Source organism: Aureimonas endophytica (assembly GCF_014642635.1).
Classification (GTDB): Bacteria; Pseudomonadota; Alphaproteobacteria; order Rhizobiales; family Rhizobiaceae; genus Plantimonas; species Plantimonas endophytica.
This window is the reverse complement of record NZ_BMIQ01000004.1, coordinates 369803-389691: the sequence shown is the minus strand read 5'-3', so window position 1 is coordinate 389691 and position 19889 is coordinate 369803. Positions and strand designations below refer to the sequence as shown.

Annotated in this window: 21 protein-coding genes and 1 tRNA gene; 13 read left to right on the top strand and 9 right to left on the bottom strand. The window is 63.2% G+C overall.

What is annotated here, in order from left to right; all coding sequences use genetic code 11:
- Window positions 1-45 precede the first annotated feature (45 nt).
- Complete coding sequence (locus IEY14_RS15315; RefSeq protein WP_188909952.1) at window positions 46-246, top strand: SlyX family protein; 201 nt, start codon at window positions 46-48, stop codon at window positions 244-246.
- Between the two features lie 44 nt (window positions 247-290).
- Here IEY14_RS15315 and IEY14_RS15310 read toward each other — a convergent pair whose 3' ends face one another.
- The 3 genes from IEY14_RS15310 to IEY14_RS15300 form a co-directional block, all read right to left on the bottom strand.
- Window positions 291-1295, bottom strand: coding sequence for a BMP family lipoprotein (locus IEY14_RS15310; protein WP_188909951.1), 1005 nt, complete (start codon window positions 1293-1295; stop codon window positions 291-293).
- A gap of 222 nt (window positions 1296-1517) precedes the next feature.
- A complete protein-coding gene (gene msrA / locus IEY14_RS15305) occupies window positions 1518-2183 on the bottom strand; it encodes a peptide-methionine (S)-S-oxide reductase MsrA (protein WP_188909950.1) in 666 nt (221 codons plus the stop codon).
- 22 nt (window positions 2184-2205) lie between these two features.
- The gene (locus tag IEY14_RS15300) at window positions 2206-2502 is read right to left on the bottom strand and encodes a hypothetical protein (protein WP_188909949.1); all 297 of its coding nucleotides are present in this window, start codon (window positions 2500-2502) and stop codon (window positions 2206-2208) included.
- A gap of 285 nt (window positions 2503-2787) precedes the next feature.
- Here IEY14_RS15300 and IEY14_RS15295 point away from each other — a divergent pair.
- From IEY14_RS15295 to IEY14_RS15280, 4 genes are all read left to right on the top strand, one after another.
- A tRNA-Ser gene (locus IEY14_RS15295) sits at window positions 2788-2877 on the top strand.
- 258 nt (window positions 2878-3135) lie between these two features.
- Window positions 3136-4653 (top strand): site-specific integrase, encoded by a 1518-nt coding sequence (locus tag IEY14_RS15290; RefSeq protein WP_188909948.1) that lies wholly within the window; start codon window positions 3136-3138, stop codon window positions 4651-4653.
- Window positions 4654-4933: 280 nt separating this feature from the next.
- Window positions 4934-6574, top strand: a complete 1641-nt coding sequence (locus IEY14_RS15285) for an AIPR family protein (protein WP_188909947.1) — start codon at window positions 4934-4936, stop codon at window positions 6572-6574.
- A gap of 438 nt (window positions 6575-7012) precedes the next feature.
- Complete coding sequence (locus IEY14_RS15280) at window positions 7013-8824, top strand: hypothetical protein (RefSeq protein ID WP_188909946.1); 1812 nt, start codon at window positions 7013-7015, stop codon at window positions 8822-8824.
- 29 nt (window positions 8825-8853) lie between these two features.
- On the opposite strand, the gene IEY14_RS15275 is transcribed toward IEY14_RS15280, so the two are convergent.
- The 3 genes from IEY14_RS15275 to IEY14_RS15265 all read right to left on the bottom strand — a co-directional run bounded on the left by IEY14_RS15275 (window position 8854) and on the right by IEY14_RS15265 (window position 11051).
- A complete protein-coding gene (locus IEY14_RS15275; protein ID WP_188909943.1) occupies window positions 8854-10068 on the bottom strand; it encodes a hypothetical protein in 1215 nt (404 codons plus the stop codon).
- A complete protein-coding gene (locus tag IEY14_RS15270; RefSeq protein WP_210318434.1) occupies window positions 9992-10624 on the bottom strand; it encodes a hypothetical protein in 633 nt (210 codons plus the stop codon). The genes IEY14_RS15275 and IEY14_RS15270 overlap by 77 nt, the downstream gene beginning before the upstream one ends.
- A gap of 133 nt (window positions 10625-10757) precedes the next feature.
- Window positions 10758-11051, bottom strand: coding sequence for a hypothetical protein (locus tag IEY14_RS15265; protein ID WP_210318432.1), 294 nt, complete (start codon window positions 11049-11051; stop codon window positions 10758-10760).
- 186 nt (window positions 11052-11237) lie between these two features.
- Between IEY14_RS15265 and IEY14_RS15260 the strand changes: the two genes are divergently transcribed.
- From IEY14_RS15260 to IEY14_RS15240, 5 genes are all read left to right on the top strand, one after another.
- Window positions 11238-12191 carry a MobA/MobL family protein gene (locus tag IEY14_RS15260; RefSeq protein WP_188909937.1) on the top strand — a complete coding sequence of 318 codons (954 nt, stop codon included), beginning with the start codon at window positions 11238-11240 and terminating at the stop codon, window positions 12189-12191.
- 662 nt (window positions 12192-12853) lie between these two features.
- Window positions 12854-13345, top strand: a complete 492-nt coding sequence (locus tag IEY14_RS15255; RefSeq protein WP_188909935.1) for a putative pterin-binding protein — start codon at window positions 12854-12856, stop codon at window positions 13343-13345.
- A complete protein-coding gene (locus IEY14_RS15250; RefSeq protein ID WP_188909933.1) occupies window positions 13342-15231 on the top strand; it encodes a putative bifunctional diguanylate cyclase/phosphodiesterase in 1890 nt (629 codons plus the stop codon). Before IEY14_RS15255 ends, IEY14_RS15250 begins: the two co-directional genes overlap by 4 nt.
- A 307-nt stretch (window positions 15232-15538) precedes the next feature.
- Window positions 15539-15931, top strand: coding sequence for a hypothetical protein (locus IEY14_RS15245; RefSeq protein WP_188909931.1), 393 nt, complete (start codon window positions 15539-15541; stop codon window positions 15929-15931).
- A 226-nt stretch (window positions 15932-16157) separates the two neighbouring features.
- Window positions 16158-16346 carry a hypothetical protein gene (locus IEY14_RS15240; RefSeq protein WP_188909929.1) on the top strand — a complete coding sequence of 63 codons (189 nt, stop codon included), beginning with the start codon at window positions 16158-16160 and terminating at the stop codon, window positions 16344-16346.
- 17 nt (window positions 16347-16363) lie between these two features.
- On the opposite strand, the gene IEY14_RS15235 is transcribed toward IEY14_RS15240, so the two are convergent.
- Together IEY14_RS15235 and IEY14_RS15230 are read right to left on the bottom strand one after the other, a co-directional pair.
- The gene (locus IEY14_RS15235; protein ID WP_188909927.1) at window positions 16364-16573 is read right to left on the bottom strand and encodes a hypothetical protein; all 210 of its coding nucleotides are present in this window, start codon (window positions 16571-16573) and stop codon (window positions 16364-16366) included.
- A 23-nt stretch (window positions 16574-16596) separates the two neighbouring features.
- Window positions 16597-16767 carry a hypothetical protein gene (locus tag IEY14_RS15230; protein ID WP_188909925.1) on the bottom strand — a complete coding sequence of 57 codons (171 nt, stop codon included), beginning with the start codon at window positions 16765-16767 and terminating at the stop codon, window positions 16597-16599.
- Window positions 16768-17185: 418 nt separating this feature from the next.
- Here IEY14_RS15230 and IEY14_RS15225 point away from each other — a divergent pair, with 418 nt between their 5' ends.
- Complete coding sequence (locus IEY14_RS15225) at window positions 17186-17584, top strand: type II toxin-antitoxin system HicB family antitoxin (protein WP_188909923.1); 399 nt, start codon at window positions 17186-17188, stop codon at window positions 17582-17584.
- Between the two features lie 82 nt (window positions 17585-17666).
- Here IEY14_RS15225 and IEY14_RS15220 read toward each other — a convergent pair whose 3' ends face one another.
- Window positions 17667-17870, bottom strand: coding sequence for a hypothetical protein (locus IEY14_RS15220; RefSeq protein ID WP_188909922.1), 204 nt, complete (start codon window positions 17868-17870; stop codon window positions 17667-17669).
- 340 nt (window positions 17871-18210) lie between these two features.
- Between IEY14_RS15220 and IEY14_RS15215 the strand changes: the two genes are divergently transcribed.
- Together IEY14_RS15215 and IEY14_RS15210 are read left to right on the top strand one after the other, a co-directional pair.
- Complete coding sequence (locus IEY14_RS15215) at window positions 18211-18699, top strand: DUF4142 domain-containing protein (protein ID WP_188909920.1); 489 nt, start codon at window positions 18211-18213, stop codon at window positions 18697-18699.
- Between the two features lie 53 nt (window positions 18700-18752).
- On the top strand, window positions 18753-19874 hold the full coding sequence (locus tag IEY14_RS15210) for an alpha/beta hydrolase (RefSeq protein WP_188909919.1): 1122 nt from the start codon (window positions 18753-18755) through the stop codon (window positions 19872-19874).
- Window positions 19875-19889: the final 15 nt, after the last annotated feature.

Sequence of the window (19889 nt, the reverse complement as noted above, 5' to 3'; positions counted from 1 at the left end):
CGCGCCATGACGCCCCGTCGTCACCCAGCCTGGGAAGGAAAGCCGATGGACGAGGCGCATATCCTGAAGCTCGAGGAAACGATCGCGCATCAGCAGATCGCCCTCGAGGAGCTCTCGGACGAATTGCGCCGGCAGGGCCTCGCCATCGACGCGCTGGAGCGGGCGCTGCGCCGCCTCGGCGATCGCTGCGAGACGATCGAGGCGGCGCTGCCGGCGCCCGAGATCACCAAGCCGCCGCATTACTGACGATCAGGACGCCCGCGCAGGGCGGGCGTCCCGGCCGGCATGCCTCAATAGGGGCACTTGTCGTCCGAATTGTAGTTGTGGACCTGGATCTTGCCGCTGATGATATCCGCCTTGGCGGTCTCGGCGGCCTTCGCCATCTCGGGCGTCAGCAGGCTCTTGTTGTTGTCGTCGATGGCATAGCCGACGCCGTCCTCCTTCAGGCCGAGCACTTCCTTGCCGGCCGTCCAGTGGTTCTTCGCGACATCGTCGAAGGCCTTGTAGACTGCGACGTCGACCCGCTTCACCATCGAGGTGAGGACATGGCCGGGATGGAGCATGTTCTGGTTGGAATCGACGCCGATGCCGAACTTGCCGGCATCCGCCACCGCCTGTAGCACGCCGATGCCGGTGCCGCCGGCGGCGTGGAAGATCACGTCGGCGCCCTGGCTGAGCTGCGACTTGGCGAGTTCGCCGCCGCGCACCGGGTCGTTCCAGGCCGCGCCCGTCGTGCCCGTCATGTTCTCGAAGACCTGGATATCCGCCTTGGTCGCCTTGGCGCCGCCCTTGTAGCCGCAGGCGAAGTTGCGGATCAGCGGGATGTCCATACCGCCGACGAAGCCGACCTTGCCGGTCTCGGACTTCATCGCGGCGAGAAGCCCGACGAGATAGGAGCCCTGCTCCTCGCTGAAGAGGACCGAGCGGACATTCGGCGCCTCGACCACCGAATCGATGATGACGAACTTGGTGTCGGGAAATTCCTTCGCCACCTTCTCGACCGCGCTGGCGGCCGAGAAGCTCATGGCGACGATCGGCGAGGCGCCGGACCGGGCGAAGCGGCGCAGCGCCTGCTCGCGCTGCGAATCGTTCTGGATCTCGAACTCGCGATAGTCCTTGCCCGCTTCCTTCTTCCACTTCTCCGCGCCGTTATAGCCGGCCTCGTTGAAGGATTTGTCGAACTTGCCGCCGAGATCGTAGATGATCGCCGGGCCGCCTTCGGCGGCGGAAGCGGCGCCGGCCGCCGAAGCGATCATGGCGCTCGCCGCCATCAGTCCAAGGAAGAGCTTTTTCATTGCGCCGTCGAGCCTGTTGGTCGGTTGGGCGGCGCCGGGAGCCTCGCGGACCGGGACTCGGACCGCGACATCGGCGCCGTGAGGGATCATCGGGCCGGATGGCGCGCGAGCGCCCCCGCCTTGCCCGAGACTTGCACGGCCTTTGGAAAGTTTCACCTGGATTCTTGCGAAAATCACCGGCGACGCGGCGGCGGCGAAAAACGCCGACGCCGGACCCCTCGCCTATTGCGCCGCCGCCAGGCCGACCGGGCAGGACACGCCCGTACCGCCGAGGCCGCAATAGCCGTTCGGGTTCTTGGCGAGATATTGCTGGTGGTAGTCCTCGGCATAGAAGAAGGTCGGCGCGTCGAGGATCTCGGTCGTGATCGTGCCGCGATGCCCGGCCTGCGCCAGCGCCGCCTGATAGGCCGCCTTCGCCGCCTCGGCCGCCGCGCGCTGCTCCGGCCCCGAGACATAGATGCCGGAGCGATATTGCGTGCCGATGTCGTTGCCCTGGCGCATGCCCTGCGTCGGATCGTGATTCTCGAAGAACAGCTTCACCAGCGTCGCGAAATCGACGACCTTCGGATCGTAGACGACGAGCACGACCTCGTTATGCCCGGTCTGGCCGGTGCAGACCTCCTGATAGGTCGGGTTCGGCGTCGTGCCGGCGGCATAGCCGACCGCCGTGACATGGACGCCCGGCACCTTCCAGAACACCCGCTCCGCGCCCCAGAAGCAGCCGAGGCCGAACAGCGCCGTCTCGAAGCCTTCCGGGAAGGGACCCTTCAGCGCCTGGCCATTGACGAAATGCCGCTCGGCCGTCGGCAAGGGCTCGGGGCGGCCGGGCAGCGCCTCGCCGGCTTCCGGCAGGCGCGTCTTCTTGGTGAACATGTCGAGGATATACATGGCGGTCCTTTCGGAAACGGGTTCAGCGGGCGAAGCGCCCCCGGCGATGCGGCGGGCGGGCGATGAAGAGCAGCAGAAGGGCGGCAAGGCCGCAGGTGAGCGAGGCGGGCCAGCCGGCCAGCGCCGCGACGATGTCGAGCGCGCCGGCGGAAAGCCCCCGCGTCTCCTGCGCGAGCGGCAGGCCGACCGAGGCGAATCCCTCGCCGAGCGTCGTCAGGCGCAGGGTTCCGTCCGCCAAGGTGCGGGCGATATCGGCCGTGGCGAAGACGAGGGCGACGGCCAGAAGGAGGCCGCCCAGGAGATTGAACAGAAAGCGCATGATCCTCGGCGCATCCGGCGGGCGATGATGTCGGTCTCCCGAAGCCTGCCGGAAACGCTTTCGGGCCGATCCGGCTCCGAAGATGGGGTTTCCCGCCGCGAAGGGCAATGTCGAAAGGCGGCCGGGACGCCGCGCTCCGCCGGTCTCACGCAAATGCGACATCGACGCAAAAGGCGGCTTGAACGGCGGAGCGATCCGGTTATAAGAGCGCCTCGACCGTCCCGCCGGCCCAGCGCCGCCGAGACATCCTTTGCGCCCTGCTCCGAGCGGCGGCGACAAGGGGACGGAGAGGTGGCCGAGTGGTCGAAGGCGCACGCCTGGAAAGTGTGTATACGGGAGACCGTATCGCGGGTTCGAATCCCGCTCTCTCCGCCATCGCAACCCATTGTTTTTGCTGACGAATTTTCCGCCCAAACCCCGGCCGTACCCAGCCGTGTACCCAAGGCGGAACCCATGTACCTGTCCCGGCGCCCATCCGGTTGGCGCTTCCAGCTTCGCGTTCCCACGATCCACATTGAATCCTTCGGCCGCTCGCCCTTCCGGGTTTCCCTCGGACGCCTGACGGCAACGGAAGCGAAACGACGCGCTGTTACCCTCGCTGCCCATTGTCATGCCCGACTCGGGGAACCGCACTTGGACCGCGCCACACTTCAACACAGTCTTGCCGCTCTCGCCGCGGAACTGGACACGCTGGATCGCCAAGGACGCTGGCTTGGCCTGAAGGCGGCGTCGGCGCGGTCGGCCGCGAGCGAGGATGAAGGATACAGCGACCCCGACTCCCGCGCATCGACGGCGGCGCACCGATCCGCCGCCATCGACCTCGACCGCCGCCGGGAAACGCTGGCGTCGATCCGCACGCGGCTTGGTGCGGTCGGAACCGCCTTGGCGCAGGACGATGCCGCGTGGAAGGCGGAGCGACGGACCTATGACGCGATAATGGGTCAGGCGTTGACGGTCGGGCGACAGTTCGAGGAGGCAGCACCCGCCGCTGTTCCCGAGGCCCCGCCAGCCGTGCCGAACGTTCCGGCGCCGGAACCCCTTCCTTTCCTGAGCGCATGCGTAGACGACTATCTCGCCGACCTGTTGAAGGACGGCAAGCGTGCCGACTACGCGAACGGCTTGGCGGCGAAGTGCCGCGAGTTCGCGGCGCTCGTTGGGGACCGTCCTATCACAGAATACGTGCCGCGCGACCTCAAGACATTCGCGAAGCACCTCGCCGATCTGCCGACCAACTGGACGAAACTCCGCGAGTTCCGGGACTCGACGTCACCCGAGATCGTCGCGAAGGTCGCCGCGCTGCGCGAGGCCGGGAAGCCTGTCCCGACTTGCCAGTCTGAAACGACGATCGCAACCTACGTCGCGGCCGTCACGGGCGCGTTCCGGTGGATCGCCGTAGAACACAACATCCGCACGCCCTTCGCGGACCTTCGCGTGAGCGCTCCCGGCCATGCACCCAAGGCCATCGTTCGCGAGCCGTTCAGCGTCGAGGCGTTGAACCACTGGTTCGCCTGCGCGGCGAAGGAGGCACGGCCGGACGACTACTGGCTCCCGTTGCTTGGAACCCTCACCGGCGCCCGCATCGGCGAACTCGCCTACCTTCAGGGCGGCGACATCGTGGAGATGCGTCCGGGCCTGTGGGTGGCGGACCTCACGCGCTACCTGACCGTCAACGGCAAGCGTGTGGAACGTCAAGTGAAGAACGAGGGATCGCGACGCTACTTCGCGCTCCATCAGGAACTGATCGACGTCGGGTTCATCGCCTACGCGAAGGGCCTTCGCCCATCGGAATGGGTCTTCCCGCATCTGCACCACGAAGTGCAGGACCCCGCCGACGCGGCGTCGAAACGGCACGGCAGGCACCTTCGCGCCTACGGCCTTCATTCCCGGCTTTCGGCCGTCTTCCATTCGTCTCGTCACACAGCCAAAGACATCCTGCGCATCGCGAAGGTGGATTCCCGGACCTCGAGTCTTCAGACTGGCCACGCCTTCAAGAGCGTGGAGGAAACCTACGGCTCGAAGCGACTGCGCGTCGACGAGGTGGAGGTGTTGGCTGCCCTGACGTTGCCCGAGGGGTTGGACCTTGCCCCTTACCGGAAGTCCCGCGGTCCGGTTCAGCGTCGGGTCCTGAAACGTCGGGTGGTTCCGGCCTGATCCTTTTCGCGGGCGGGGAGCGGTGGCGCAGCCGCCGCGAGCCGAACGAATCGTGGTCGCCCCGAGGGGCGGCGAGAACCCCTCCTTGGGGAGGGGTGGAGCCGGACATTATGTCCGGGTGGGGCTGAGACGGCTTATCCAGAAAGGATCTGCTTAAGGCAGAAGCGCAACCAAAAACGATCGAAGGAGCCTTCGAAGTCCTTACGCAGACGTATCCTTGCAGGCCTGACATTCAGCCGTTACGAGAACAGGCGCATCTCCCTGCTGAGCGAATATCGATATGGCGACCCTCATCGACTTTAGTACCGTTTCACACAAAGTCGAAGAATGGCTCAATCCCGACCTGGGAATTGCATCACCCAGCAAAGCATTCATGCCACTAATGGTAGCGTCAATCTTAGACGTAACCGAAGAGGAGGCGTACGACGCGATTACTGATGGAGGACAAGATCGAGGCGTAGATGCGTTGTTCGTCGACGAAAGAGACGGGAAGAACATCATACATATCTTCCAGTTCAAGTACGCGGGTGATTTTCAGAAATCCAAGTCGAACTTTCCTTCTTCCGAGATCGACAAGGTATTATCGTTTTTGGCCGACTTACTCGATCACGATGAAGACATGCGGAATAACTGCAACCCAGTGCTATGGGAAAAGGTAAAAGAAGCATGGCAGAGTCTCGATAAGAAAAATCCATCCGTTGAAATTCATTTCTGCTCGAATACGCTTACTATGGTTGGAGATGAAAAGCGCCGCCTAAGGAAGTCTTTAGAGAAGTACAACGGCGTGCGCGAGCGACACCACGGCTTAGACGAAATAATTGAACTCTTCATATCTCATCAAAAGCCAGTTATCGATCGCGATATACGTATAGTCGACAAGGACTACTACGAACGTACAGACGGCAATGTCCGCGCCCTAATCTGCACTCTCGACGCTTCAGAACTGGTGAAACTCATTGCTCGCCCCGATGACAAGGACGCAGTTTACACGCCGATATTTGACGAGAATGTAAGGATTTACCTCTCTAGCCGGAATACAATCAACAAAGAAATCATTTCGACTGCTCTTTCCGATGAGCGGCATCTGTTCTGGTATCTAAACAACGGCCTGACAATTACATGCTCTTCATTCTCATATGCGAAGGGAAGTCGTGGTCCTACGGTTTCGCTGAAGGGTATGCAGATAGTCAATGGCGGGCAAACATCGAATGCGTTGTTTGAAGCGTATCGAGAAGATCCTGACAAGGTTTCTGACGTTCTTTTGCTCGCGAGAATCATCGAGGCAAAGGAACAGTCTGTTGGGAACAAAGTTTCAGAGACAACCAATAGCCAAACACCCATCAAGAGCAGGGATTTGAGGGCGAACTCGATTGTTCAAAGAAAAATAGAGCAAGCGCTTTTGGCAAAAGGATATTTTTACGAGAGGAAAACAAAGCAGTTCTCCGAAAAGCCTAAAGAAAAGAGAATTGACGCGCAAAGTGCTGGGCAAGCCTATCTTGCGTATGCGCTCGATATGCCGGAAGTGGCAAAGAAAGATAGAGGCCGGGTGTTCGGGGATCTTTTCGACACCGTCTTTTCTGATGATCTTTTGCCGGAAAATCTTCTAGTTCCGCTCCGCGTCCTAGAGCGCATCAATGAAGTAAAAAAGGCCACGCAGAAGCGCCTTCGGGATGAAGAGGCAGTCCAGCAAGATGAATTGTTTATAATCGATGGAGCTTATCATGTGTTGTTCGCGGTACGAAGGATATGTGTGAGAGATGGAATAAATGAGTTCTCCGACAATGCTCTCAACAAGATTGATGAAGCTATAGACGTGGTGAGGAAATGCGTTGAGAGTAATCGGAATGACACATTTTCGTATAATAGGTTCTTCAAAGACACCGGAACAAGAACCAAGATAGAAGCGTCGATAACTGCTTGATAGACGCAAGCTTGGTTGCTTTTGCATCGATCTGAAGCGCAAAGAGATTTTTTGCATCAGAAACCTGATGCAAACGAGTAGCCGATTAAATTCAGAGGCCTTCGATGTCGTCACTTAAGTAGCTCTCGAAAGCCCCACCTCTTCGCGGTTGCTACGGCCGCATCTGTCATTTCGCTTGAACTTTGCATCGACCTGCGGGACGCTTGACCATTGGAGGGTTCGGAGGAGCGTGGTGCGAAAGCTCCCCCGTACCATTGCTGGGAGTCCTCGAATGGTGAACGGCTCTTTCGTCGCCGACAGGCGCGATAGGTGAACTCCGGGCTTGGGCATACGACCCAAGCCGCCTCACAGTCCTCCGCACCCTCCGACGCAAAATTTGTTGACGCTTCCCGCCTCGGGATGGCGGCCCGGCTCCGAGCCGTCCGCGAGGCTGTGGACGTGCGCGGCCCGCTTCCGGGTTCGGCCGCCGCGCCGCCTCTCGACCGCCGCTCGCGCGAGCCGGTCGACGGCACGGCCACGGCGACCGTTGCGGCCGTGTTCGGCACCCAGCCCGTTCCCGCCACCGCCACGACCGGCCCGGCCACGGCCCTACGTTCGGACGCCTCCGCCCGGCCCGGCGGGCCGGGCCTCGTCAGTAGAGGTGGACCGTTTCTCTCCGAGGTCTCCCAACCCGCGAGGGAGACGCCGGAAGCGCCCCGCGAGGTCGAGGACCGCCCCCACCTTCTCGCCACGACGCGCGGGCGCTACGACCTGCGCCACGGGATCGCGGGCGCCCTGCGTCCCGCCGATCGGCGCGGACCCGCCGTCTGCGGTTGCGGCACCGCGTCGGCGGACGTGGAGGACGTCCATATTCACCTGACGGACGAGGGCCGCGCCTACGTGTCGGGGGTCTACCGCTGCGACTCCGCCCTGCTCTGCCCGACCTGCGCGACGCGCCGGGCGATGGAGATTCAGGGCGGACTGGAAGAGGCCGTGCGGGCCTGCATCGGGAAAGGCGGCATGGTGTGGTTCGTCACGCCGACCGCCAAGCGCACCCGCAACCAGGCCCTCGCCGCCATGAAGGAAGGCGTGCAGGCCGCGTGGCGGGAGGCGCGCATGGGCGCCGGGTGGAAGGGTCCCGCCGCCCGCGCCGGACTCCTCGGCGTCTCCAACGTCCTCGAAGCTCCGTGGTCGCCGTCGACGGGCTGGGGCGTCCATCTCCATGCGCTGGTGTTCTTCGACCACCAGGACGAGGCGCGGGCCGAACGCGCGGTGCGCCTTCTTCTCGCGCGCTACCTTCGTCGCCTCCGGACACGGGGCCTCAAGGCCAGTTCCGGCGCCCAGCAGGCCGAGCGATGCCACGACGCCGAGAAGGCTGCGGCCTACTGCGGCAAGCTCGCCTCCGAACTCGCGCACGGTTGGGTGAAGGAAGGCCGCAAGGAAAAGTCCACGAGCGTCCACCCCTTCGCCCTCGCCGCGCGCGCGACGATGCGGGAGAACGACGGCGCGCCGCTCGTCGTTCCGGGCTTGGAGCGCGTGACCGCGAAGGAGTGCCTTGCCCTCTGGCGCGAATACGCGGCTTGCATGAAGGGCCTGCGGCTCGGCGTCGTGTCCCCCGGCCTGAAGGCGAAGCTCGGGATCGTGTCGGCGTCCGCCGACGACGAGGCGGGCGGCGTCGCGCAGACGCTGGAGGAGCAGCGTGTCGGTTCGCTTCCGTTTACGACATGGAACTCGCTCCTCCGCCGCGGGCTGGCCGGGACCTTCCTCGGGCGCGTCGAACTGGAGGTCGATCCTCTGGACGGCACAGGCTTCGAAGCGGTGGAGCTTTGGGCCTACGGAGCCACCGACGACGGGCGGGCCGCCGATCACGCCCTTTGGGCAGACGACGGCGCGCTCGACGCCCACGTCGCCGACATGATCGCGCAGCGCCCCACGCTGGAGGAATGGGTCGCGCTGGAGACGTCGGACCCGGATATCGGGCGTTCCGGTCGCCCGACGCCTGCCGTCCCCGCCGTCGCAACGGTCGGCGACGAGGACCGGGCCGCCGAAGCCGACGGGCGTCGCGAAGCCGCCGTGCTGCGCGCCGCCGACCACGCCAGTCGGATGGCGGGAGCGCTCGGAACCGCGCGCGCCGTCGCGCAGGCGGCCGCCACGTCCGGCCTGCCCGCCACCGAGATCGGCACCGCCATCGCCCGCCTTGCCGGCTCCCCGGTCCTCGCCGCGTTGGCTCCTCACGCCGCCCGGTTCGAGGTCGACTCCCTCGCTGCCTGACGTCCCGGCGAAAGAACGTCGAAGACCGGCTACTCGTCAGCTTCCGCGCTGTCTTCGGAGCCGTCCTCGTCAGGCGTCGGGAACACGTCATCGAACTCGGTCGGGGAGGACGCACCGCCAAGCGCCCAACGAAGGCGCGGGATCAGCGTCCCAGTCACCTCCTCGAACAACTTTCCCTTCGACCATGACGACGCCGCCCCGACATGTCCGAGCGAGTGATGGAGAAGCCGCCAAGGCTCGCTCGGCCAGTCGCGTCCCTGCATGTAAGGTACGCCGAGCCTGTCATCGGCCTTATTGGCGAAGCTGGCACCCGTCATTCGCGCGAGTTCGACATGAAGCCAGAGGGACCTGAGCCCGATGGCCTTGTCGACGTCCGGCTTCGTCCCCCGGAAGCCGGATGCGCCGGGCGGAACGAGATCGTCCAGCACGTCGAGAAGTTCGGTCGCACGCTCCGTCCATTCGCGCTGCCAGTGCGTCAAGCGCTCGGCGAGAAGCGCCTTGAAACCCTTGGGACCGCCGCGGTCGGCGGGCGAGACCCGCTCCACCTCGTCGGCAGGTTCGGCATGAAGGCGGACGATCCGTGTGACGTCGGCGCCGAGGACCTTCTCTCCCGCCTCGGCGCGGCCGAGCACTTCCTCGATGGCGGGTTCGGGCGCGGCGGCGAGCTTGTAGAGCGACGACGGCTTCAGGCCGAGGGCGACGATCTGCTCGCGCCGTTCGTTGAACCTCTCGTACACACCGATGTAATTGCTGGCAGTTCGCGTCGTGATCCCGGTCACCTCCTTGCGGAACCACTCCTCGTAGCGCTTGGGAAGCCGGGCCTTCGCATCCGCGAAAGCCTCGCCGAGTTCGAAGACCTCCTCGACCCCCTTGCGGGCGATGCTGCGCACCTGCTCGGCGTATCCTTGGAGCGCCTGCCTGTCGGCAAGGGACACGCTCCCGTAGTCGAAAGGCTTCGGCCTCGATCGGCGGGCCTTCCTGTTGCTGTCGTTCCTGAAAGGGTTGTCCTTCATCGATTGATCCTCGGGGTGAACCGAAGACGTCCCGGCGGTTTCCAACCGGGACGGCTTCGGGGCCGCGGAAGAACCACGGGCCACCTTAAGGACGGCCTGCCGAATTTCCTCGACTTGTCGGAATTGGTGATCTTCGACCGTCACGCCCCACGGCTCAGGTTGGACGCCACCCACCGTTGCCGTCGAGATCGTCCCCCGGGACGAGTTCCAGCCGGGGCTGGTCGGGGTCACGCCCCCCATCCCCGGCAAGCAGGGCCACGCCGCGGGCCTTCCATCGCGGCGCCAGTTGCACGAGCTTGACCAGCCGTTCCTGTCCGAGGGTCCGATCCTGCGCGAGGACGGGACGAAGCCCCGACAAGCGATACGCAGAGACCTCCCTTTCCAGGCTCGGCCACAGGCCACGGTCGTCGATATCCCGAAGGTAGACCGCCAACGGAAGCGTCGCCGCGTCGAGGGTTCGCCAGTGCGACGCCGCCACCGGCCCGTGGCGGCCGCCGCGGTTGCGGATCACGAAGGCGAGCGAATGGGCGAGACGGGTCTCGTCGGGCGATAGCGCGGGAAGATAGCTCGGACGCCTCGGCGTCGACGAGCCGTCCATCCGCGGTACAACATGGGGACTGTCCGCAACCGAGATCACAGCGCTTTCCGTCGCCCCGTGCGTGCGGACGTTCGCAGGAAAGGTGCTCGCTTCGTCCCGAGACCATTGCCGTCGAACGAGCGCGGCGAGGACGATGAGCAGCGCGATTCCCCCCTGCGCCAGCCGCGCCGCGATCAAGCCGAGAAGCAAGATCGTCAATCCGCCGACGCCGTCGCCCCCACGCCTTCGACGACGCAGCCGACGAAGGCGAACCGCAACGCAGGAGCCAAGGTGGCGCCGCTTCCGTGCCGCCCGCTCGTCGGCCGTCCGGCTCCTTCCACAATCACGACGCATGGCCGTCCGCCTCCGTCACGTCGAAGCGAGTCCCCGCGAGCGCCGCCCTGTCGCGATCCCGACTCACGTATTGGCGGAGCCAGCGACGGAAGGCCGCAACCATCGGGTCCGCCTTCCCGCTTTCGGCCAGCGACCACATCGCGGCCCCCACCACGTACCTGCGTTCGGCCGCCAGCCGGCGGTTCTGCGTATCAACCGCCCTGCGCAGGCGGGCGACCTTCGCGCGCGCCTCCCGTTCCCGGAGGCGGGCAATCGCCAGTCTCTTCGAGTTGTCTTCGGCCATCATCGTTCCTCCCGTGTTGTGGCGTCCAGAACGATGATGGCCGGCGCTTTGCGCCAGCGCCAACGCCGGCGATGATCGACGACACGGACGGGCGGCAGCGGAACAGAGGCTCGCCTATACGTTGCTCCGCAACGTGGCTCGTCAGGTGTGCGGCGGACGGTCCCGATCCGCCGGCGAGGAGGCGACGTGGCGGACTTCTTTCGCGTTCAGCTTGGCATTGTGGCGCGGTCGGCCGGACATTCGGCCGCGAAGCGCTCGGCCTACCAGTCCTGCGGCCGGATCGTCGATCACCTCGGGCAGGTGTTTGACTTCGGCCGTAAGGCGCAGGAGCACGCATTGCCGACGCTGGTGCTGGCGCCCGACGACGCGCCGACGTGGTGCGCAGATCCCGACGAACTCTGGCGACGCGCCGCGGCGGCCGAGAAGCGGGTCGACGCGCAGGAGGCACGGATCGTGGACTTCTCGCTGCCCCGCCAGGTTCCCCGGCACCTGTGGGAAGCAGCCGCCCGCTTCGTCTACGAGCCGTTCCGCGAGCGGGGGATGGTGGTGCAGGTGGACATTCACGACACCCCCGCGAGCGATGGCGGGCGGAACGTCAACATCCACGGCCTCGCGACCCTGCGTCGCCTCAGCGGCGATGGCTTCGCCCGGAAGAAGGAGCGCGCCTGGAACGAGGAGTTCCGGGAGCGCGACGGCCGCGCCGTCCGTGAACTGGTCGCCGAGCGCCTGACGGACTTCTGCCGCCGGCACGACCTGACCTATGCCGCCGACGCGCGGCCGAACCGCGACCGCGGACTTTCGGCCCCAGAGCCCACACTGCCGCGGTGGAATTGGAGCTTCGCTCGACGGACGGGAACGCCGACCGCCGCCGTGGCGGGCCTTCATCAGCATCGTCGCCGACGCCTCGCATGGGCCGATGCGGTGCGCGAACTCGCGCAGGCCGTCAGCGCGTCGAAGGCGCTGCTCCTTGCCGAACCGACCTTCGCGCCAGCGGGCGGAGACGGGACGAGCCTCGCCATCCTCGCAAGTATCAGGGTGGCAGCACGCCGAACCATCGATGACCCATCGTCGCCGGACGACGCGAACGGGCAACCCGTTCCGGCGCCCGCCTATCGTCCACACCGCCACCGGCGCGAATGAACTCGGCCAATCGGAAAAATTTTCCGATTGGCGCTCGTCGCCCGAATGTCACGACTTGATGGTTGCCCTCGCTATGAACGGCTGTTGCGAGGGCCTGTATTGTTGACAAGAGCCGTCCGACACCGTACCTGAATCCGCACCCACAAGCATACCCCCACGGTGTGAAAATCCGATGGCGGATCAATGGGTTGCCGGAAGCGACAGGAAGCCATCCCGCTCTCTCCGCCATTATTCTTACTTAACAATCTGATTTCACTGAATTTTTAGCTCCAGACTTTAAGCTTTACCCACTTCTTTCCTCACTTGATCGGTGCGCTGTATGCGTTTGTCCGTTATCGTCTCCTGACGTTCGGACCGTTCTCCGCCAATCTTGCGTGCCCTCCCCCCTCGGGTAGCGTGAAGCCATGTCGGATCACCCGCCTCCCCTTCGCGTCGTCTCGAGCAACCTTGACCAAAGCGCTCCGCTGGACGTGTCGCCGACTGAAACTGCCTCAAGCACCTCCATTCGAAATCAACTTCGAGTAGCTGCAAGTTTAATAAACTTCATCTGCCGTTAATTAAGCTCATGAAAGAGCCGCGAAAATCGCAAGAAGCTCACTGGGCTCGCCTTCGTTTTAAGACCTTTCCGCCTAGCTGCGGGCTCCCGGTCAATCGGAGCCACCATGCTCAACCGCCGCCATTTCCTAACCATTGCAGGCGCAACGGCTACCTTCTGTGCGCTGAAGCCGCCTTTGGCTTTTGCCGCTGATCCCATCCTGACCCTGCATGGATCTCAGACAGGCGGGGACGTCGCAAGCAGCCTCGCTGAGATGGATGCTTTCCCTCAGACATCTTTCGCAACGACGACCCCTTGGCATCAAGGCGTCGTGAAATTTTCGGGTGTGAGCCTGAAGGACTATCTCGCGGCGCTCAAAGTCGACCCGAAACAGATCCGCCTCGTCGCGCTCAACGACTATTCGGTTGATGCTGAGGTCGCCGGTCTTTTGGAGGGCGACGCCCTACTCGCCACCCGACAGAACGATCAGCCGATGCCCGTCAGCGATAAGGGACCGGTCTTCCTGGTGTTTCCTTTCGACAGCCGCGCCGAGCTCCAACACCAGACCTATTACAGCCGCTCTGTGTGGCAGCTGACCGAGATCGACATCCTCGCATGATGACGCGCACGAGCAGCGAGCTTCCCAGGGGATCGAAAATCGTCCGCGTCGGGCTGATCGGACTGACGAGCATTCTCGCGGTCCTGGCGGTTGCCTGCTCGCTGCTCGCGTCACGCTATCAACAGGAGATGATCCAGGCGTCACGCTACAATCAGGCGTTCGATTTTTCGCAGGCGGTCGTTGAGATCCTTCGCTTGCAGACGTCGATCGCCGACAGCTCCACGATCGGCGACGCGAAGCAGGTCGACCTGCGCAGCAACATCCTGCGCAATCGCATCGGGGTTATCGGCACGAATGCCTTCCTCGACGAACGCGATCGTGTCGAGCTGATCGCGAAGCTGCATGCCGTTCTGGATCGGATCGCGCCTCTCCTCGCGCGGCTACCTGATCCCGATGCCATCGCGAGCTCCATAGGCCAGCTCGAACCGTTCATCACGCCACTGTCGCGCATCGCCTCGCGCGCCCATGCGGAGAGCGGCGATAAGGTCATGCAGAACCAGAACGACCTGGGGCGCGTCCTTGATGGCATCCGCATTGCCACGATCGCCCTTCTCGTCGTCGGAGCGACCCTCGTCGTCGCCATGTTGCGCCAGAATAAGCTGCTCGACAGGATCGTCCGCACCGATCCGCTGACGGGTCTCGCCAACCGACTTGCTTTCAATTCCGCCCTTCGATCATCCCATGCCGAGCATCGTGCCGTCGTTCTCGTCGATGTCGATTATTTCAAGTCGATCAACGACACGCTGGGGCATGATGCCGGTGATCGATTGCTCTACACCCTGGCGCGACGCCTGCGCGACACGGCGCGGGAGGCGACGGCCGTAGCGCGGATCGGCGGCGACGAATTTGCCGTTCTGTTCCATGGCCCCCGGGCGGCAACGCAGAGCGTGGCCTTCGCGGAAGGCGTTCTCGCCAATATGCGCGAGGCGATCGTCATCGACGGGAGCGAGATCGTCATCAGCGTGACGCAGGGCGTCTGCATCGACGGAAGCGACGATTACCAATCTTCACTCAAGGACGCCGACATCGCGCTCTATGCCGCGAAAGTCGCGGGGCGCGGTCGTTATTGCGTGTTCGAACCTGCGATGAAACAGGACTTTCTCCGCCGTCAGAAGCTGTTAGAAGACATGCAGCGGGCGGCAATGAAGGACGAACTCTTCCTCGTATACCAGCCCATCGTCGATCTGAACGACAGCCAGCCGCGCGGCTTCGAGGCGCTGCTGCGCTGGCAGCACCGGGAACTCGGCCTTATCTCGCCGGGAGAGTTCATTCCGATCGCCGAGGATAGCGGCCTGATCCAGGACCTCGGTCGCTGGGTCATCAAAGAAGCCTGCCGCGAGGCGGCTCGCTGGCCGAACGCGATGTTCGTCGCGGTCAACGTGTCGGCTCGTCAGCTCACGGATGCGGGGCTGGTCGATCACATCGCTCGGTGCCTTGCGGAAAACGATATTGCCAGAGGGCGACTGGAGATCGAGATCACCGAGAGCTCGCTGATCGAGAACGACGAGGCGGTTCCTGATATCCTGCGCCGGTTACAGGCTCTCGGTTGCCGGATCTCCCTGGACGACTTCGGCACCGGCTATGCCTCCCTCAGCTATCTGCGGCGCTTCCGCTTCGACAAGCTGAAGATCGATCAGTCTTTCGTTCGGGGAAACCCATCGGATGGCGAAAGCACGGCCATCGTCTCGATGATCTGCGGCCTTGCCGATCGGCTTGGGCTGACCATCGTCGCGGAAGGCATCGAGACGAAGGAACAGCACGAGCTCGTCCGGAATGCGGGAAGCCACCTTGGCCAAGGCTTCCTGTTCAGCCGGCCCCTGAGTTCGTCAGCCGTCTTGGATCTGCTGGATGCACATACGACGCCGCCGATACAAGAGGCGGCCTGATCCCAGACGCTACCATCTGCACCGTGAAGCAGGCCGTCCCTACCCGAACCCACCACGCCGTTTCGCCTCGCCGATTGCCTCTGATGCAGATCCGCACCCCACTCGTCCCAAGACCGACTATCCTCATGCAGACGGCCTAGGCATCACAGTGGGCAGGCAGGACGCCGGCTCGGTTCGATGCCACTCGCAGCCTTCAGGCTCCCGGGTTGGCGGGGCTGGCATTCGCCTTAACTAACGCAGCGGAACACCACTCGACGCAGCATTGATCCGACCGTTATGCATTGTCCGCCGAGTGACAACAGGTCACTTGCTGATCAGTGAGTGCATAGGTTTTCAAATGAAGCGGGTTCTACTGGCTGTCGCGATAGCTATGTCTTTGTCGGCATGCGTCACTGGCGGGGGCACTCCGGCCAATGGTGGCGCGGCTTTGTCGGCATCTCAGGCCGCATTCATCGGCGACTGGAGCGGCAATCTCCCAGGCGGCAAGCCGGTTCGTATCGTCGTGGGGGAGGACGGCGGCGTGAGCTACTACTACCAGAACCAAGTGCAGAAGCTCAGCAACGTGAAGCTGACAAGCTCGCGTCTCTCGATGACGGTCGGGACCAACGGCAGCACCGCCAGCATGACGCAGGACGGGACCTATACGTTCATATGGGGGCCGACCGGGGAGACTACGCGCGCTACGCTTCGTAAGAGCTGATTGCGCGGCAATCTGAATTCTCTTGGTGGCGGCGATTTCACAATCGGCGCCACCTTCATGGCGCCCCTCCGAGACATCTGCGTTACAAAAATCGCCGCCTGTCGCTGATGACGGAATAAAGGCGCGAGACATCCAGTTCAGCCATGGAGCGGTTCTCGGAGCAGAGTTCGTCATGGGTGGTCGACGGATGCGAGGCAAACAGGGAGTGGGACGGCAGGAAATATTCATGCTGTTCATGGCCATCATGGAGACGGCCGAGAGAGATCCGAAGGCGTTGCCGCCGCTCGACATCTGCCAGCTTCTGAAAGCTCAAGCCTCTGTGGCTGCTACTTCCAACTCGAAGCGACGGTCGTTCGAAGAGGACGCGGCCGAGAAACCGGCTGCCCCTCCACGGCGTGCGAAAAGTGGCGGCTGAGGAGGTTAGCCGCCACCTCACGGCGCCGCCTCCGCTTGTTCGGCATCGTCGTTGGTGCCGATCGCCATCGTCCGCGTCCAGCCGAGTGAAGGCTCGTCGTCGCCATCAGCTCCAGCATCAGGGTCTCCGTCGAGGCTATCGAGGAGGCTCACCGGCCGCTCGATCTTTTTGATCAGCGTGCGGACGGCGGCGCCGTGCTGAGCCTGGAAAGCCGGACACAGAGCCATGTTCGGGAAGCGCAGGACAATGCTTATCCTCGCCCTCCTGCCTGCCACTGCATGGTGTGATGCGCGAGCCTGCGATCAAAAGCCAAGGCAGCGATCTGATGGAAGGGCTGACGGTCGGAAGGCGCAAGCGGCCCGAGTTCGCTCAGCACCTCGGCGATGGCTTCGACGGCCTCGACCTCAAAGCGCTCGCGCACGTCAGGCGCCGATACATCTCGCTCGGGCGAAGTTTCGCCCAGGCAAGCAGGCTGTCATTCGCCCGCGGCCATTCAGCATTCAGAACGCGGTATCTGCGCATCGCGGTTTCAGCGCTGGCAGCCGATATTTGCGGCGGAAGGAGCGCAGGAAGTAAGCGCCACGATCCTCACCCGGACGCCATTTCGCTTGTCGCATCCATTGGCTCAGTGCATATTTGTGTGCATATGATCGCGTATGGATCGCCGCGAAGCCTTGGCTCGACTTCAGGCGGATGGTTGGTTCGAGGTGAGCCGTGTCGGCAGTCACCTGCAAGTGAAGCACCCGGTCGCGTCACTCTTCCACATTCGAAGCGCGACGTTCCGATCAGGACGCCCCGCAGCATCGAGAAGCAATCCGGCGTCAAACTGAGATAGTCCGATGGCCAGCTATATCGCACTGATCCACAAGGATGCCGTCAGCGATTACGGAGTGTCGTTTCCAGATTTGCCGGGATGCGTGACGGCCGGAAGGGATTTGGACGAGGCGCGCGCCATGGCGGCCGAAGCATTGGCGCTGCATTTGGCGGGAATGGCTGCAGATGGCGAGGCCATCCCCGAGCCGTCATCGCTGGAAGCTGTCATGGCCGATGCGGAAAACCGGGACGGTGTTGCCATCCTCGTGGAAGCGCCGGCAAAGGCGCGCAAGATCGTACGGGTCAACATCACGCTGCCGGAGGACGAGCTTGAGCGGATCGATGCCTACGCTGAACAGGCCGGTATGACGCGATCCGGCTTCCTTGCGCTATCTGCAAAGCGAGCGATGCAAGACGCGGCGTGAAGTCCGCTCACTTAGATCGGACGACATAGCCGCTTTGTAGCCAGGCGGCACAATGGATGGCGCGATGCCTGCCCAGCCAGTCCTACGAGCGTGCCCCGATCCGAGGCCTGACGCTGTCGATCGCCTTGCGGATGATCCGCTTCTTCGCCCGGGCATCGACGCCGGGATGAACGGAGCCCTGCAATATCGCCTCTCCGACAGCCGCTTTCTCATCCGCCGTGAGATCTCGGCCGCGCATCGCCGCCGCTCGCTTCTCCCAACTGCTCGTCGTGTCGTCTTGGGCCATCAACTGCCTCCCGTGGAGATATCCGCGTGCAGGAACCTACGCTCCTGAGCGGGTAGGCAAGGGGCGCAGACATAGGCATTACGTCGGCGGCTATGAGCGAGGCGGCCGGCCGCAACGAAGGGCAACCGGGAACTCGCCTGGTGTCATACATTACGGTCAGATGAACAATTATCCACCGATAGCTCATGGTTGGCAGTCGCTCCAGCCCGCTTGGGCAAGAATGGCCTATCCCCGATAGCCATCAGAAAACTTAGTGTTCGCCAATCGGCAGACGGCAACACAATTCTGTAGGAACGACGGCACTTCGCGCTGCTTCCTGTGGCCAACGGAGAAGCTTCCCATGAAATCCCAAATCTTGGGCGCTGTCGTCATTACGGCAGCGATGATGTCGGTCGGCGCAGCTCAGATGGCATCGGTCACGGACAACGAGTTCATCCAGAAGGCGTCTGCTGGAAACACATTCGAGATCGAAGAGGGAAAACTGGCGCTGGAGCGCGCTTCCGATGCGAATGTGAAGAAATTCGCGCATCAGATGATTGCCGATCACGAAGACGCTCTGAAGAAGCTGCAGCAGGCCACCGCCAACTCGAAGACCAAGGCCGAGACGAAGCTGGACGAGGCGCATCAAGCGAAGCTCGACAACTTGAAGACATTCCAGGGCGCGGACTTCGACAAGGTCTACAAGGCCGATCAGATCGCGTCGCATAACGAGACCGTCAGCCTTCTGTCCGACTACGATCAGAACGGCCATGACGACGCGCTTGGCGACTGGGTCGACGCCGTTCTCCCGAAGGTCAAGCAGCACAAGGCCATGATCGAGGCGATGTAGGCGTGCCGCCTTTCCCGCCCTTCGATCGAGCAGCCCCATTCAAGGACATCGTCATGACGCGTGCATTCCTCCGTCTCTCCGTCGCCTCCCTATTGCTCGTCTCCGGCTCTGCCCTGGCTCAGGAAACCCAGCAGAACAACGCGAAGGAGACCGTTACCGATAAGGTGCAGAACGCCGTTCGCTCTGTGACCGGCAATCCATTGGCGGAGGCCGACGCCGACATGAAGCATGTTGTCGACGCGCAAGTCGCCATGGACCCGAAACCTCTGCCCGACCTTCAGGCGGCGGAGGCTCGTCAGCAACCGACAGCCGCCGATGGCGCGATGCAGGTCTTGCGCGAGCAGGGTAAGAGCACGCTACCCGATCCGGCCGTCATGTCGAAGAACATCCTCGTGGACGGAGCCAAGGAAAAGATTGTCGCCACCGTCTTCAAGCCGGCCAAAGCATCCGGCAACCTCCCGGTCATCGTCTATTTCCACGGTGGTGGGTTCGTCATCGCGAACAATGCGACCTATGCCGCCAGTAGCGAGATGCTGGCGAAGGAAGTGAATGCCGTCGTCGTCTCCGTCGAGTACAGCAAGGCGCCGGAGCATAAGTTTCCGGCAGCGCACGATGATGCCGTGGCGGCGTATAAGTGGGTCGCGCAGCATGCGAACGAGATCGGCGGCGATCCTCAGAAGATCGCGCTTGTTGGCGAGAGCGCTGGCGGCAACCTCGCAACCAATGTCGCGATCGCAGCCCGCGACCAGAACCTGACGAAGCCGGTCTATCAGGTCATCGTCTATCCGATGGCTGGCACCGATCTCGACACGCAATCCTATAAGATGGCGGACAGCGCCAAGGTCGCACCGCTCAACAAGCCGATGATGGCCTGGTTCTATCAGAACCTGACCAACTCGCCGGCCGATATGCAGGACCCGCGCCTCGACATCGTCGGCAAGGCCGATCTCAAGGGATTGTCTCCGACAACGGTGATCACAGCTCAGATCGATCCTCTGCAGTCAGAGGGTTTGGCACTGACCGACAAGTTGAAACAGGCTGGCGTTCAGGTTGATGCACAAAACTATGATGGCGTTACCCACGAGTTCTTCGGCATGGGCAAGGTTGTCGCAAAAGCGAAGCAGGCCGAAGACGTTGCGATCAAGAACCTGAAGGCGGCGTTCGGGACGAACTAAGCTACATTCCTTTCG